General features: G+C 59.9%; 16 protein-coding genes. 11 read left to right on the top strand and 5 right to left on the bottom strand.

What is annotated here, in order from left to right:
- Positions 1 to 326: 326 nt before the first annotated feature.
- Together JQ573_RS17775 and JQ573_RS17780 are read right to left on the bottom strand one after the other, a co-directional pair.
- The gene (locus JQ573_RS17775; RefSeq protein ID WP_016846457.1) at positions 327 to 602 is read right to left on the bottom strand and encodes a YiaA/YiaB family inner membrane protein; all 276 of its coding nucleotides are present in this window, start codon (positions 600 to 602) and stop codon (positions 327 to 329) included.
- A gap of 70 nt (positions 603 to 672) precedes the next feature.
- Positions 673 to 1,368 (bottom strand): PspA/IM30 family protein, encoded by a 696-nt coding sequence (locus JQ573_RS17780; protein ID WP_212313751.1) that lies wholly within the window; start codon positions 1,366 to 1,368, stop codon positions 673 to 675.
- Positions 1,369 to 1,480: 112 nt separating this feature from the next.
- Between JQ573_RS17780 and JQ573_RS17785 the strand changes: the two genes are divergently transcribed.
- The 8 genes from JQ573_RS17785 (at position 1,481) to JQ573_RS17820 (ending at position 8,531) form a co-directional block, all read left to right on the top strand.
- A complete protein-coding gene (locus JQ573_RS17785; protein ID WP_212313753.1) occupies positions 1,481 to 2,089 on the top strand; it encodes a TetR/AcrR family transcriptional regulator in 609 nt (202 codons plus the stop codon).
- 70 nt (positions 2,090 to 2,159) lie between these two features.
- Positions 2,160 to 3,425, top strand: a complete 1,266-nt coding sequence (locus JQ573_RS17790; protein ID WP_212313755.1) for a protein kinase domain-containing protein — start codon at positions 2,160 to 2,162, stop codon at positions 3,423 to 3,425.
- 30 nt (positions 3,426 to 3,455) lie between these two features.
- A complete protein-coding gene (locus tag JQ573_RS17795) occupies positions 3,456 to 4,589 on the top strand; it encodes a UvrD-helicase domain-containing protein (protein WP_212313757.1) in 1,134 nt (377 codons plus the stop codon).
- A gap of 7 nt (positions 4,590 to 4,596) precedes the next feature.
- Positions 4,597 to 6,084 carry a hypothetical protein gene (locus JQ573_RS17800; RefSeq protein ID WP_212313759.1) on the top strand — a complete coding sequence of 496 codons (1,488 nt, stop codon included), beginning with the start codon at positions 4,597 to 4,599 and terminating at the stop codon, positions 6,082 to 6,084.
- A 350-nt stretch (positions 6,085 to 6,434) separates the two neighbouring features.
- On the top strand, positions 6,435 to 6,644 hold the full coding sequence (locus tag JQ573_RS17805; RefSeq protein WP_092123914.1) for a cold-shock protein: 210 nt from the start codon (positions 6,435 to 6,437) through the stop codon (positions 6,642 to 6,644).
- A 233-nt stretch (positions 6,645 to 6,877) separates the two neighbouring features.
- On the top strand, positions 6,878 to 7,996 hold the full coding sequence (locus JQ573_RS17810; protein ID WP_212314325.1) for an acyl-CoA desaturase: 1,119 nt from the start codon (positions 6,878 to 6,880) through the stop codon (positions 7,994 to 7,996).
- Between the two features lie 43 nt (positions 7,997 to 8,039).
- On the top strand, positions 8,040 to 8,207 hold the full coding sequence (locus JQ573_RS17815; RefSeq protein ID WP_212313761.1) for a hypothetical protein: 168 nt from the start codon (positions 8,040 to 8,042) through the stop codon (positions 8,205 to 8,207).
- 87 nt (positions 8,208 to 8,294) lie between these two features.
- On the top strand, positions 8,295 to 8,531 hold the full coding sequence (locus tag JQ573_RS17820; RefSeq protein ID WP_176529167.1) for a hypothetical protein: 237 nt from the start codon (positions 8,295 to 8,297) through the stop codon (positions 8,529 to 8,531).
- Positions 8,532 to 8,555: 24 nt separating this feature from the next.
- Here JQ573_RS17820 and JQ573_RS17825 read toward each other — a convergent pair whose 3' ends face one another.
- Positions 8,556 to 8,927 carry a cupin domain-containing protein gene (locus JQ573_RS17825; protein WP_212313762.1) on the bottom strand — a complete coding sequence of 124 codons (372 nt, stop codon included), beginning with the start codon at positions 8,925 to 8,927 and terminating at the stop codon, positions 8,556 to 8,558.
- A gap of 195 nt (positions 8,928 to 9,122) precedes the next feature.
- Here JQ573_RS17825 and JQ573_RS17830 point away from each other — a divergent pair, with 195 nt between their 5' ends.
- On the top strand, positions 9,123 to 9,521 hold the full coding sequence (locus tag JQ573_RS17830) for a hypothetical protein (protein ID WP_249131914.1): 399 nt from the start codon (positions 9,123 to 9,125) through the stop codon (positions 9,519 to 9,521).
- A gap of 229 nt (positions 9,522 to 9,750) precedes the next feature.
- Here JQ573_RS17830 and JQ573_RS17835 read toward each other — a convergent pair whose 3' ends face one another.
- Both JQ573_RS17835 and JQ573_RS17840 read right to left on the bottom strand, forming a co-directional pair.
- Positions 9,751 to 10,575, bottom strand: a complete 825-nt coding sequence (locus tag JQ573_RS17835) for a molybdenum storage protein subunit alpha (RefSeq protein WP_212313770.1) — start codon at positions 10,573 to 10,575, stop codon at positions 9,751 to 9,753.
- Between the two features lie 14 nt (positions 10,576 to 10,589).
- Positions 10,590 to 11,402, bottom strand: coding sequence for a uridine kinase (locus JQ573_RS17840; protein ID WP_212313772.1), 813 nt, complete (start codon positions 11,400 to 11,402; stop codon positions 10,590 to 10,592).
- A 125-nt stretch (positions 11,403 to 11,527) separates the two neighbouring features.
- Here JQ573_RS17840 and JQ573_RS17845 point away from each other — a divergent pair, with 125 nt between their 5' ends.
- Positions 11,528 to 12,226: an ABC transporter permease gene (locus tag JQ573_RS17845; protein WP_212313774.1), complete on the top strand. Its 699-nt coding sequence runs from the start codon at positions 11,528 to 11,530 to the stop codon at positions 12,224 to 12,226.
- Positions 12,227 to 12,266: 40 nt separating this feature from the next.
- Positions 12,267 to 13,115, top strand: a complete 849-nt coding sequence (locus tag JQ573_RS17850; protein WP_212313776.1) for a substrate-binding domain-containing protein — start codon at positions 12,267 to 12,269, stop codon at positions 13,113 to 13,115.
- Positions 13,116 to 13,316 lie beyond the last annotated feature (201 nt).

Genomic DNA, 13,316 nt, shown 5'->3' on the forward strand with positions numbered 1-13,316 from the left:
CGCGGTTTGCCGCAGGGTAAACAAGGCCTTCCGGAAACGGAACAAGTTGGTGGTAAGCGGCCTGCGGCCTATCCACCGTCATTGCGAGCGCAGCTCGTAGCGGCAGAGTGCGTGCTCCTTCTCCGTCACCCTGAGGTGCGAGCGGAGCGAGCCTCGAAGGGTCGACGGCCACCAGCCGGGCAGTGCATCCTTCGAGGCTCGCCGAAGCGGCTCGCACCTCCAGCGACAAAGGCGAAGCCTTTGCGCGGGGATGACGGGACCCGATCGGCGCAAAGCGTCCTAAAAGCGGCGGGTGCAAGCACCCGCCGGGTCCCGTTGACTCCGGCTCACGCCGCCTTGGAGACTTCCATCAGCAGGCGCTCGGCCTTGGCGTCCTCGATGCGGTTCACGAACTTGCTGCTCTCGTAATTGTCGCGCACCGTCTTGGTCAGCGTGACGCAGGTCTGGACCAGCATCACGATGCCCATCGTGAGATAGCCCTTCATCCAGAGGTCGATCGGCAGAAAGAACACGCCGACGGCGACGAGGAAGGCAGAGGCTGCGAAGGACGCGTAGGTGAAGGTAACCCAGCTGCCGCTGTGGGGTTGGATGGTCTGGTTCATGGTCGTCTCCTTGATAATGGGTGATTTGAAGTTGGCTTGGTTTCAGGCTCGAGGTTTCAGGCTTGAGTTCTCAGGCGGCAGGCGGGCGCCTGGCTCTCAAGCGCGCCAGCACGTCGTCGGCGGTCGATTTCATCCGCGGGCCGAAGCCCTGCTCGGCGAGCTTCTCGGCGGTGGCGAGCGGGCCCGAGGCGGTGTCGATCTCGAACAGCGCGTCGTCGGCCGCCTGGGTCTCCATCTGCCGCTCGCGCAACCGCTTCAGCGTGGCTTCCGCTTCCGGCAGCGTCGACTCGTAGGGCCGCGCCGCCTCGATGCCGCTTCGGCGCAGCGAACGCACCGCTTCCGAGGCACGGGCAAGGCGCCGGCCGCGATCGAGCTCGGCAATGCGCGCCTCGGCATTGGCGACGTGGCGCTTCAGCCGGGTGATCTCGGTGGCGAACAGCGTGCGCGCGGTCATCGCGGCGTCGCGTTCGGCTTCCAGGTTGGCGATCGCCTGCGCGGCTTCGCGGGCGAGATCGTCCCGGCCGCCTTCGAGCGCCGCCGAGGCGCGCACCTCGAGATCGGCGATCCGGGCATTGGTCGCCTCGAGCCGCCGGCCCTCCTGCTGGTCGCCGGCAATGGCGAGCGCCAGGGTCCGTTTCGAGCGGTCGACCGCGGCGGCGGCATCGCGCATCTGCTGGTCGAGGACGACCAGCGCGGTCCGATCTTGCAGTTCCTCCTCGGTTGCCGCCACGCTGCCGCGGAAAATCGTCAAAACAGTTTTGAACATTTGGCCACTCCCTGTTATGAGCATCGCTCATGAATCTCTTGTACCACATAATGAGCGTTGCTCAAGATTTATTTGAGCAACGCTCACAACTGTGATTAACGACGGGTGAAACATGTCCAAGGCATTGGAACGACGTGCAAAACTGCGCGAAGCGCTGATCGAGGCGGCGGAACGGGCAATTGCGGCAAAGGGTCTCGGCGGCCTGAAAACCCGCGAACTGGCCCAGGAAATCGGGGTCGCCAATGGCGGCGTCTACAATCTGGTCGAGGATGTCGATGAGCTGATCCTGCGCGTCGGCTCCCGCACGCTGGCCCGGCTCGATGCTTCGCTGTCGCTGGCCGAGATCCGCGGCGCGGCGGCGCCGCGCGAGATGCTGGTCCGGATCGCGGTCGCCTATTGCGACTTCGCGGCCGACAATCTCGAACTGTGGCGCGCGCTGTTCGAGCACCGGATGCAGCCCGGCAAGCCGGTGCCGGAATGGGCGATCACCGAGCAGATGGAACTGTTCCGCCACATCTACAAGCCGCTCGCCGCGTTGTTTCCGCAGCGCTCGCCGGCCCAGCTCGGCGTCACCGCGCGCAGCCTGTTCTCAGCTGTCCACGGCATGGTCGCGCTCGGGCTGGAGCACAAGCTGATCGCCGTGCCGATCGGCGCGCTGCGCAGCGAGATCTCCACTTTGACGCGCGCGATGGTCGACGGCCTGACGGCGATGAAGGATTAGGCGCGCACGAGTTGTAAATTCTACCCGAGGGTCGTATGAATTCGCTTCTTAGTTGTACAAACCGAAGAACATGGACCAGGATCTCACTCGTCAAATTGCAATTCGCCTCTGCGACGCTAAGGGTTGGCGTGATCTTTCCTTCATTGACGCTGGCAATTCCGGCGCTGTTTTCAGCATTCTTCATCCCGTGCACGGATTGGCCGCTCTCAAGATCTACGATCCCGCCTATTTCAAGGGTGACAACGCGCTAATTGAAGAGAATCGGGTCCGCCTGCAGGAACAACTGCGCTCACACGGCAACCCATATTTGATCGACGTTTTCGAGGTCGGACAAATACGCGAAGACGGCACGTGGTATTTGGTGATGGAGTTATGCCCGTGGCAAAACCTCGAAAAGGCCCTCGGGTCTATTCGTGACGACCACGTCGAGGAATTGTTGCGACAACTCGTTGAGGCCGTGCTCTTCCTAGAGTCGAAGGGGCTGGTTCACAGGGATATAAAGCCTGCAAACATTGTCGTTGACCCCACCTTTTCCAAGCTAAAGCTGCTTGACCTAGGAGTATTGCGTCGAATTGAGCATACTGAAGGTAACGGCACCGATCAGACTGAGACAAAACGATTTGTTGCAACTGCCCAATACAGCCCACCAGAATATCTGATACGGGATGAGGCGCCTGGGGCCGATGGTTTTGAAGCGCTCAACATCTATCAAGTTGGAGCAGTTCTCCATGACTTGATCATGAAATCTCCGATCTTTAAGGAAGAAGCCCGAACACAGAATAAGTACATTCTCCATAAGGCAATTACTTCGAAGCTTCCTCTTGTAGTAAATCCAAACCTTCCGCCACGATTAATATCGCTGTGCAAGGCATCATTATTGAAGGATCCCGCGGTCCGTATCCGAGCCGTTTCGTTGGCACAGTTGGGTACCAAGCAGGATACCCCAGACGAACTTCGTAGGCGGCTGTCGGCAAGCCGAACGAAGAGTTCTAGCCAGACCGCACCATCGATTCTGCTATGGAAAAAACCAGTTCGGGATTGGTTGCGTGAGGCAGCACTTCGCGAAAAGACTACATTAGGCCCTCACCTGCTCAAGGAGCAAGATCACCCCGCCGGAATTGCGTGGACGCTATCATTTTCATCCAGTGAACGATCAGTGATCGCAACACTAACGCCGTCAGCTGATCGGTCACACCTCCTCCTGAGTTTGTCTGCGAACGTCCCTGATCCACTGACGATCCCCGTATTAGAAATCTTTGATAGCGGGCCTCAGATAGAATCTGACGAAGTACTAAGACAGCTGACCAGCAACATACTTTATATCCTGGATATTTAACCTTCACGCCAAGAGAGCGATGAGTTTATTATGAATGAAACTTGGTGGCTTGATCCCAATCAATTAGACGATGCACAGAAGCAGATTCTCCTGGAGAATCCAGAAACGCAGCTTCTCATAGTCGGCCCTCCGGGCTCCGGGAAGACAAACTTACTAATCCTCCGCGCCAACTATGTCCGATCAGTTGCATCACGAATCCTACTGCTCACATTTACGAGGACGCTGAACGAATTTCTCAAGTCCGGTCCTAACATTGGACGAGGCGATCAAATCCGCGAAGATGAAATTAAGACGTTTATGGGATGGGCGAAGCAGCTTCTTCGAGACCATGGCGGTGAGATTCCAGAACCGGCTCGCGACTTTGAAGCTGATCGCCTAGCTGTCGCCGAAGCGGTAGTAGAAATGATCGACACCCAATCACTCGGAAAGCTATATGACGTAATATTCGTCGATGAAGTGCAAGACCTCTTGGAGATCGAACTTCGCATAATTCGTCGATTGGCCCACCGCATCAACGCTGCAGGCGATTCCCGTCAAAGAATTTGGCGACACCGAGAGGGACTACCGACCGTTCAGGCATTGGTGGACAGAACCGTCGCTCTGGAGCAGCACTATCGTATTGGGGTGAAGATTTGCGATTTTGCTGATCAAATACTGCCACCGAAGCTGGGTGATCCGTCCCTGTCTGAAGGGTGCAATTATGATGAAGAGGCGCGCCCGTCGTCCGTGTTTGCGATTCCGTCGGTTGATCTAGATGCGCAAATCGATGAATGTATTGACCAATTAAAAGAACAACGGCGATATATCACCGACGAGCCCATAGGGGTGTTGACTATTTCGGGCGAGGCTCGCGACAAGTTTTGGGACCGCTTGGTTGAACGCGGCGAACTGGTCAACATATCGGTCAGACAACGGCAGGAGGAATATCAAGCTTTCGGGCCAGACAGCCTAATACGCGTCATGACCGTCGCATCGGCCAAGGGCTCCGAATTTCGTGCGGTACACCTGATTGGAGCCGAAGATTACGGGACTAACCGCAGGGAACTTGCGTTCACGGCTGTCACGCGCGCCAAGACGGAGGTGATACTACATCACTCAAAGTCGCTGAAGGGGCATATGAAGCCCGCGGGCGAGAAGCTTCCCTCAATAGATGACCTGTTCTGAGGTAGCCATGTCGACGATAATCCAAGCCAAGATGCTTAACCGAGAAGGCATGGCAACCCAGTTTGTTAATGCAGGTCGGTTGGAGCTCGACGAGTTGCGGTTGCCAGAGCTCATTGATCTTCGAATACCTGATCGAGGGGCTGTTGTTGGCAAATGGCGCCGAGACGGTGACCCTTTCCCTGATATCCTTATCGTCCGCGACGCCGACCTATCTGACACGCATGCTTGGCTTTCGTCGTTCTTTTCGGCTCTATCGCCGATTTCGCAATGGTGCAGGATAGTCTCGCAGTCCGACGTAGCGAAGCTGGCCACTCGCAATGAACGACCGATACTTGATGGGAGACTGGGAGGATGGATTGGGCTGGTATTGGCCGAGTGCAGCGCACAAGCTGGACAGAGCCTCAATCTGAAGGACCTTCCAGGTACGGCTGCGTTAGCCAGCTCAACGTATGCTGCGGCTCGCGGCGTGGCGGTCTGGGGCGATCGGTGCGACTTGAAGGAGATTGCAGCTAGACACGATGAGCTAAGCGCAAAGTTGAGAGAAGGGAACCGGCCAATCTCGGCGGCACAGCTAGTGCCTATCTGGCAAGCGCTGACGGGATACGTTGATCCTCTCGATAAGAACATCGATCGACGCAGAGCGCTCGCTCCCTTCGTCGCTCTTTTCGATAAAATTCTTCGACAGAATAGTCTGAGCGCGGACAGCATCGCGGATGTGGTTGCCATTGCGATGGACCACTTTCGTGTTCCTCAATTGGCTGACTGCTCGCGAGGACCTCAGCTTGAGAGAGTCAGGGCACTAGATCAACTTGCTCAGGAGTTAGCGCGCAACGGAAAAGCCATCGCTGCCGATGCCTTGATCGGATTTGCGGCTAGTTTGATCGATCCAGGAATGGGTGTGCTCCCCGATCTTCTGCGAAAGTACTCTGGTAGGTTCCCCATGGCGCCGCTGTGGCTTGGAGCATTTGCGGGCTGCTGGTCGTCCAATCGCGCTCTCACCGACCACGGGGGGCTAGGACGCTTGATCGCGAAGGCGCTGCTGGTGGAAAGTGACTTAGAAGAGAAGCCTCAGTGTGACATATCTTATGACGAGTTATCTCGATGGCTCAACGGTGTTACTGCTTCCAAATTGCCGTTGCGTGGAATGGCAGCCCGCTCTTTGAGCGTTGAGATTTATCTAGGAGTTACGTGCCCATTCGCTATCGGAAGGGCAGATCAAATCAAGTCAGACACGTCCGCTCAAAATCGAAGAGAAGATCAAGGTCTCACCGTTACTGAGAGCCAACGAGCAAAGCTGGCGGCGTCAAGCACGCAACAGGTAGCATTCTTAGCTAGGTCTCTCGATGCAATCACGAAACGTGTTGACAGTTTGGAAAAGTACATCGCCGCGGACATCGAACTGAAGCGAAAGATCGCTGCTGACGGTTCTCAACGTGATCTACTCAGCGGGCTACCGTCCGGCGAAGATAAAAACATGTCTACAAGAAAGAAATAGACGCGGCATAGACTCTAGTTCGCGGCGCCTGAACTTGGACGATCAAGCCTTTGTTTCGACACACGCTAGAGATGTCATCGCCGTGCGATCAGGCAGATTTGCCGCCGAGAGACGTCACTCGCAGCCGTGGCCTCATGGGGACGCGGCGGTAGAGGCCAGAAAGGGGGAAGACCCCTTGCGGAATGACCGGACCGTAGCTATCTTCCTCGGATCGAGTTTCGGCCGAACGACTTGGCCTCGCCGCTGATAGCGTGCCTGACTGACGACCCTCACCCCCTGAACTTCGAATTAGCCTGCTGCGCCCTCGGGTGCGGCTCCAAACACGCATCTATACTAAAGGACGATGTTCCATGAGCTTGGGAACTGTGAAGTGGTTTAACGGCCAGAAGGGTTTCGGCTTCATTCAGCCGGACGACGGCGGCCAAGACGTTTTCGTTCATATCAGCGCCGTCGAACGCGCCGGCATGAGCTCCCTCAACGAGGGTCAGAAGGTGTCTTTTGAAATCGTTGCAGACCGCCGGACCGGCAAATCTGCTGCGGACAATCTGCGCGCGGTGTAAGCTGCGGCAATTAGCCATGCTGCTTTGACCACGGATGAACTGGCAGAGCCTCTGGTTACGCGACCCCGCGACTGGTCACCCGGCCGCGGGGTTCTCTTTTATCAACACCGCGCGCAATGCCCGCCAGGATCAGGACTTGAACCGTCTGCCGGCGAACCGGCCTGCGCATCGAAGCAGCTGAGGTCGCGAGCGTGTCCACCAGTATCGATCCGGCGCCGCAGCACGACGACATCATGTACCCGCAGGTCCTGCCGTTCGTGCTGGTCCATTTGGGGTGTCTGGCGGCGATCTGGTCGGGCGTCTCATGGCCGGCGATTGCAATTTGCGTCGCGCTGTATTGGCTGCGCATGTTTGCGATCACGGCCGGGTATCATCGCTACTTCTCGCACCGGGCTTATTCGACCAGCCGGGCGTTTCAATTCATCCTTGCATTCCTTGCCCAAAGCAGCGCCCAGAAAAGCATCCTTTGGTGGGCTGCGAAACATCGACATCACCACCTTCATTCGGATACCGAGCAGGATGTGCATTCACCCCGGCACAAAGGCTTCGTGTACAGTCATCTCGGCTGGATCTTCTATCGACAGCACGATGCGACTGATCTGACGAAAGTTGCGGATTTTGCCGCGTATCCGGAGTTGATGTGGCTGCACAAATTCGAGGTTTTGCCGGCGGTCGTGGTCGCAGTCCTGTGCTTCCTCATTGCCGGGTGGCCGGGGCTCCTGGCCGGTTTCTTCTGGAGCACCGTGCTGGTGTATCACGCAACGTTTTGCATCAACTCCCTCGCACATGTTCACGGACGCAAGCGATACGTGACGGGCGATGACTCCCGCAACAATTGGCTGCTGGCGCTGGTTACGATGGGTGAGGGTTGGCACAACAATCACCACGCCTATCAAAGCAGCGCGCGGCAAGGCTTCCGCCGGTGGGAGATCGACGCGACCTATTATGTCCTGGTGGCCTTGTCCTGGTTCGGTGTCGTCTGGGATCTCAAGGCGCCGCCCGCGCAGGTTCTCCGCAACGAGCAGCGCCTGGGATCGCGTGTGATCAAGCGGACGGCTGAGCAGCTTGCCGGCCGTTTCAACCCCGAACACATTGCGCAGGCGATCAAATCCTCAATCCACGAAACCGGATTGTCGGTGCGGGACGCGCTTTTTCTGTTGCAGCATCGTGCCGACTTGCATCTGCCCAGCATGCCAACGCGCGAGCAGTTGTTGGCTGAAGCCCAGGCCATGTTCGCGAAGACGCCGTCGCTGGACGACATCGTCGACCGTGCACATGAGCTCCTGGTGGAATCGGTCTGCTTCCTTCTGGCCGTTCCGCCGCCGGTGGCCGGGGTAAACCCGAAAGCTTGAGAGAGCGGTAGCATTTTGCCTCGGGCATCCCCATATAGAGTCAATGACCAACTGGCAAAAACCGAGCAAGCGCGAAGCACCCAAGACCAAGGCCGAATTGCGCGAGATGCTGACCGAGGCCGTGCGTAACACGCCGAGCCCGGACCAGGCGTCGAAGCCGCGCCCGGCAAAAGCCAAAAAGGCTGAGGCCGGGGCCGCCGACGTCGATTAAGTCGCGCGCCACGCGACCGGATCGCCCGCCCGGGATGCGACCGAATTCCATTCGCGACGAGCGCGAGAATCTTCGTGAAGGAGCAGCATGCGCAAGCTTCCCAAGCCCACCGAACAAGAGATCAATGAGGGACCGCAAGCGGTGTCCTTTCAGATTGCGAACGGAAACGCGCGGCAGGACTGCATCCTGCAAACCACATTCCCGACGAAGATGCAGGCGCACAAGTATCTTCTCGCGAATTGGCCGACCTTCGAAAAGATGGCTCGCGATGCCCTTGCGGCGGGAACCATTGAAGGCGGCCGGATCAAGCTCGCGATGATCTGAACAGCCGACGGAAGCGCCTAGTCTTTACGGCTCCATCGTGTAGGCGCGCCCGGGTTCGAGCGCGTAGATCGTCAGAAAGCGCAGCGGCCGTTCCGGGTCGCAATTGCGAAACAGCGTGTGCGGAACATCGGCCCGATCCTGCAAGGTCTCGCCTGCCCGATATTGCCGTGGCGCCTCGTCGCCATAGGCGGACTCGGCAACACCTTCGACGATGAAGATCACGCCGCCGACAGGATGCCGGTGCAGCGGAGCAACCCCGCCGGGCGGATAGGTCACCTCGGCAACGACAAGCTCGCGCTGATCGCCGGGCAGTTGCAGTCGCTCGAGGGTCTTGCGCGTGACGCCGGCAAACCCGGCTTGCCGGGCGTTCGACTGCCCCTCGTTGCCTTCAGCCATTGGAACCCTTTCTCGTCTCGCGAACGCTTGTGTTCGGATCGCATCGCAGAGCGATGACTATGGGCGCGCTGCAACGGCGCAACAAGGTGCCCGGGCCATTTCAATCCGTGCAACACATCCGAGCCGAAGTCCTTGCCACCCCTGCTCCGGCGTTGCAGGATTCCGTTGCCGAAAACCTTCAGCAGTGGGCCTTGCATGAGAACGAGCATCGTTACGACGCGATTGTCGGGAGCAGCCTTCCTGGCGCTCATCCTTGCGGCATCAAGTGTCACGCCGGCGTCGTCGGCGCCGGCCGTGCCGGAATGCTCGATGTCGGTGACGTTGGCGGATTGGGGCGAGAATTCGACCGGCGATATCGACGTCGCAGCAGGCGAAAGCTGCCAGATCCCGATCGGGATCCGCGGCACGGTGACGGACTCGTCGATCTCGCAAAAGCCGGCTTATGGCAAATTGAAAAAGATCAACGCATCGACCTTCGAATACAGGGCGAAGGCCAAGTACAAGGGCAGCGATACGTTTGCCATCAAGGCAACAGGTCAGGGACCGAAGGCCTCCGGCACCTCGGTCATCACCGTGCGCGCCACGATCAAGTAATCGCAACGGCGATGTGCTCCCTCGCCCCGTTCTTACGGGGAGAGGGTTGGGGTGAGGGGCTGCCTCCGCACATATGGTGATAGCTGGGTCCGTAGAGACTCCCCCTCACCCGGAACGCATCTAGCGATGCGTCATAGCCGAAGCTCCGCTCCGGCGTTCTTGGGGACGGCCGCCAAGGGCGGCCTATGCCTCTCCCCGCAAGCGGGGCGAGGTGGAGTCCGCGGCTCGATCAGGCCGGCCGCGCGCCGGTGCGGATGATCGATCCGACGTGCTGGCCGCGCAGCGCCGCGGTGAGCCGGCCGGGAACCAGGCCGTTCACGACCTGCACGCGTTCGATGTGCCGTGCGTTCGCCATCACCTCGAGCAGCGCGGGATCGAACGGCAGCGTCCCCTTCAGCTTGGCAAGATCGGCGAAGCTGGTCTCGCGCAGCAGCTGGGCCTTCTTGCCGTCGGGACCATTCGGATCGTCGCTGTACACGCCGTCGACGTCCTCGACGATGGTGAGGCCGGCGGCGCCGAGCGCATCGGCGATCAGGAACGCACCAGTGTCGGCGCGGTGCAACGGGATGCGCGAGACCGGGAATTCATGATGGTGATACGGCGGGAAGGCGCTGCCCACCACCGCGCGGGCCGCGGAGAGATGGATCGCGAGCTGGCTCGCGATGGTCGGATGCTCGATATAGGACACGCCCTCCGGCGCGAGCAGGCAACCCAGAATGTGGCCATTCTGGCCGGCCTCGCTTGCGGCGAGCGGCGCGAGCGAGCCGACCGGCAGTCCGAGGTCGAGGCCGACGCTGTAGAGATGGCGGGCGCGGATGCCGGCGCCGGTCAGGATCAGCATGCGGTGCTCTGGCAGCAGCGCGCGCAGCTCGTCGACGATCGGCAGGATCGCTTGATGGCCGCGATCCATGATGGAGCGGCCGCCGATCTTCACCACCTGCACCCAGGGCAGCAGCGGGATCGGGCGTCCGCCGGCAACGGGACGGGTGAGATCGCTGTCGAGCAGGGTCTGGCGAGCGAGCGGCGAAGCGACGTGCTTGATGGTGTCATCCATGGTCGTGTCCCTGCTCAGTTCGCGGTGATGATGGTGCCGACATGCTCGCCCGCGAGCGCGCGGGTGAGATTGCCGGGGACGAGGCCATTGACGACCTGCACCTGGCGGACATGGCGCGCGGTGGCGAGCAGATCGAGCACCGGAAATTCGAGGATCGAATCCTGCAATCCCTTCGCCTTCATCTCGGCGACCGAGATCTTCGGAATGAAGGTGGCGCCCTTCGACGTCTTCGGGTTCGCGGTGTAGAGGCCGTTTTCGTCCTTCACATAGATCATCGACTTGCAGCCGAACTGCTCGGCGACCAGGAAGCATCCGGCGTCGGTGCGGTAGGGCGGGATCATGCCCTCGGCTGCGGGCCGCATCCACAGCCCGTAAGGCGGCATGCCGCTGAAGATCACCGCGTTCACCTCGGCGAGATAGAGCGGCACCGCCGAAAGCCCGGCGCCGCTGACCGCGGAGATGCCGTGCTTGGCCAAAAGCTGGCCCAGCATCACGGCGTTCTGATCGGCGACGGAGGCGCCGAGCTGCGAGAGCACGCCGGCCGGCAGCCGAAGCCCGGCCGCGATCGAATAGAGATGGCGGGCGCGGGTGCCCGCGCCGGTCCCGATCAGCAGCTTGTGCGCCTTGCGGGCGGCGACGATCTCGTCGACCAGCGGATAGACGGCGGCGCGGCCACGGTCGATGACGCTCTGGCCGCCGATCTTGATCACCGCGGCATCCGGCAGGATCCGGAAGCTCGATGCCGCCTCCGCCGTCGCCAGGAGCTGCGGATCGGTCAGCGACCGCTGCATCAGGAGCGCCTCGAGCTCCGCCGTCGTGCTTGTCATGAGAAACGTCCTTCCTCCAATGCGCCTGGCATTGCTTCCGGATTGCACTGGTAGCGGTAAGCGGGGCCGGTCTCAAGACCTCGATTGTTTTGCTTATTTTCCGAGGTCTGGCTTAGTAAGAGACCATGAACGATTTTACCCAAGCGCTAGATATGGCCGTCAGCCTGATCGGCCGTTTTGATCCGGAGCTACGCCAGATCGTCGGCCTGTCGCTCGGCGTCAGCCTGACGGCGAGCCTCCTTGCCTTCGCGATCGGGGCGCCGATGGGTACGGCGCTGGCCATCTACCGGATCCGGGGCAGAGTTGCGTTGATCGTTGTCGTCAATGCGCTCCTGGGGTTGCCGCCGGTCGTGGTGGGGCTTGCTGTTTACCTCCTCCTATCTCGATCGGGGCCATTCGGCGCGCTCGGGATTCTGTTCACGCCAACCGCCATGGTGATCGCGCAGGCCATTCTCGGCATTCCCATCGTCATTGCGCTGGTGCACCGGATGATGGTGGATGTCTGGGCTCGCTACGGCGATGCCCTTCTCGTCGATGGCGCCTCGCGCTTGCGTGCCACCTGGCCGCTCATGGCTATCGGACGCGACGGGCTATTAACCGCGTTTCTCGCTGCGTTCGGCCGGGCGATCGCCGAGGTCGGCGCGATCATCATCGTCGGCGGCAATGTGCGCGGCTATACGCGCACCATGACGACTGCCATCGCATTGGAGACGAGCAAGGGGGAGTTAAGCCTCGCGCTTGCGCTCGGCATCATCCTCGTCATCCTCTCGATGACCGTAAGCGCGTTGAGCTTTTTGATCGGACGCATCCTGACCGCTCGCTGAAGCCCCAAATAATATGATTGTTCCAAGGGAGATCGCTCACATGAAGCACTGGTTCGGCTCACTTCGCATCCTCGCAATCATCGCGGTTGCCGCGCTCAGTGCACAGACCTTCACCCATCTGGCTTGGGCGCAAGACCAATCGATCGTTGTTGCGTCGACGACATCGACGCAGGACTCCGGTCTGTTTGACTACCTGCTGCCGGTTGTGAAGCAGAAGACAGGCATCGAAGTGAAGGTACTGGCACAGGGCACCGGCCAAGCACTCGATACGGCACGCCGTGGCGATGCCGATGTGGTCTTCGTGCACGCCAAATCCGCGGAGGAGAAATTCCTTGCGGAGGGATTTGGCGTGAAGCGCTATCCCGTGATGTATAACGACTTCGTCGTCATCGGTCCGAAGGACGATCCGGCAGGCATCAAGGGCAAGGATGTCCTCACGGCGCTGCAGACCATCAAGACCAGAGCCGCGCCGTTCGTCTCCCGCGGCGATCATTCCGGCACCCATATTGCCGAACTGAAGCTTTGGAAGGAGGCCGGCATCGACATCGTGAACGACCGCGGCTCGTGGTACAAGGAAATCGGCCAGGGCATGGGTGCGGCGCTGAACATGGCCTCGGCGTCAAACGCCTATGTGCTGTCCGACCGCGGCACATGGCTGGCGTTCCAAAATCGCGGCGACCTGACCGTCCTGGTTGAAGGCGACAAGCGGCTGTTCAATCAGTACGGGGTGATGCTGGTAAATCCGGTCAAGCATCCCACGGTGAAGAAGGAAGCCGGCCAGCGCTTCATCGACTTTCTGATTTCACCGGAGGGACAGAATGCGATCGCCGGCTATAAGATCAACGGCCAGCGGCTGTTCTATCCCAATGCGAACGATCCCAATGCTTGAGGGGACAAGGAGCGGCCAGCTGGTTGCAAGTATGCTCCAACTGATGATCAGCTTAAAGCTGTTCAATTGAGAACCGACGTCATCGACAGGGCGATTGCAACGGCCCGCATCCGAACCGCACTGATAGCGGTAAGCCGGACCGGGGTCAGGATGCAATGGCAATGATGCCGCGCGCGCCCCGCCCATTTTCCGGCCGCCAGG

The organism is Bradyrhizobium sp. AUGA SZCCT0105, from assembly GCF_018129565.1.
GTDB lineage: Bacteria > Pseudomonadota > Alphaproteobacteria > Rhizobiales > Xanthobacteraceae > Bradyrhizobium.

What these genes read in the sequence shown, in the direction of transcription:
- JQ573_RS17790 (WP_212313755.1), top strand. Translation starts at nt 2,160, where the DNA reads ATGGACCAGGATCTCACTCGTCAAATTGCAATTCGCCTCTGCGACGCT.
- JQ573_RS17850 (WP_212313776.1), top strand. Translation starts at nt 12,267, where the DNA reads ATGAAGCACTGGTTCGGCTCACTTCGCATCCTCGCAATCATCGCGGTT.
- JQ573_RS17795 (WP_212313757.1), top strand. Translation starts at nt 3,456, where the DNA reads ATGAATGAAACTTGGTGGCTTGATCCCAATCAATTAGACGATGCACAG.
- JQ573_RS17805 (WP_092123914.1), top strand. Translation starts at nt 6,435, where the DNA reads ATGAGCTTGGGAACTGTGAAGTGGTTTAACGGCCAGAAGGGTTTCGGC.
- JQ573_RS17840 (WP_212313772.1), bottom strand. Translation starts at nt 11,402, where the DNA reads ATGACAAGCACGACGGCGGAGCTCGAGGCGCTCCTGATGCAGCGGTCG.
- JQ573_RS17780 (WP_212313751.1), bottom strand. Translation starts at nt 1,368, where the DNA reads ATGTTCAAAACTGTTTTGACGATTTTCCGCGGCAGCGTGGCGGCAACC.
- JQ573_RS17775 (WP_016846457.1), bottom strand. Translation starts at nt 602, where the DNA reads ATGAACCAGACCATCCAACCCCACAGCGGCAGCTGGGTTACCTTCACC.
- JQ573_RS17820 (WP_176529167.1), top strand. Translation starts at nt 8,295, where the DNA reads ATGCGCAAGCTTCCCAAGCCCACCGAACAAGAGATCAATGAGGGACCG.
- JQ573_RS17835 (WP_212313770.1), bottom strand. Translation starts at nt 10,575, where the DNA reads ATGGATGACACCATCAAGCACGTCGCTTCGCCGCTCGCTCGCCAGACC.
- JQ573_RS17810 (WP_212314325.1), top strand. Translation starts at nt 6,878, where the DNA reads ATGTACCCGCAGGTCCTGCCGTTCGTGCTGGTCCATTTGGGGTGTCTG.
- JQ573_RS17825 (WP_212313762.1), bottom strand. Translation starts at nt 8,927, where the DNA reads ATGGCTGAAGGCAACGAGGGGCAGTCGAACGCCCGGCAAGCCGGGTTT.
- JQ573_RS17815 (WP_212313761.1), top strand. Translation starts at nt 8,040, where the DNA reads ATGACCAACTGGCAAAAACCGAGCAAGCGCGAAGCACCCAAGACCAAG.
- JQ573_RS17785 (WP_212313753.1), top strand. Translation starts at nt 1,481, where the DNA reads ATGTCCAAGGCATTGGAACGACGTGCAAAACTGCGCGAAGCGCTGATC.
- JQ573_RS17800 (WP_212313759.1), top strand. Translation starts at nt 4,597, where the DNA reads ATGTCGACGATAATCCAAGCCAAGATGCTTAACCGAGAAGGCATGGCA.
- JQ573_RS17830 (WP_249131914.1), top strand. Translation starts at nt 9,123, where the DNA reads ATGAGAACGAGCATCGTTACGACGCGATTGTCGGGAGCAGCCTTCCTG.
- JQ573_RS17845 (WP_212313774.1), top strand. Translation starts at nt 11,528, where the DNA reads ATGAACGATTTTACCCAAGCGCTAGATATGGCCGTCAGCCTGATCGGC.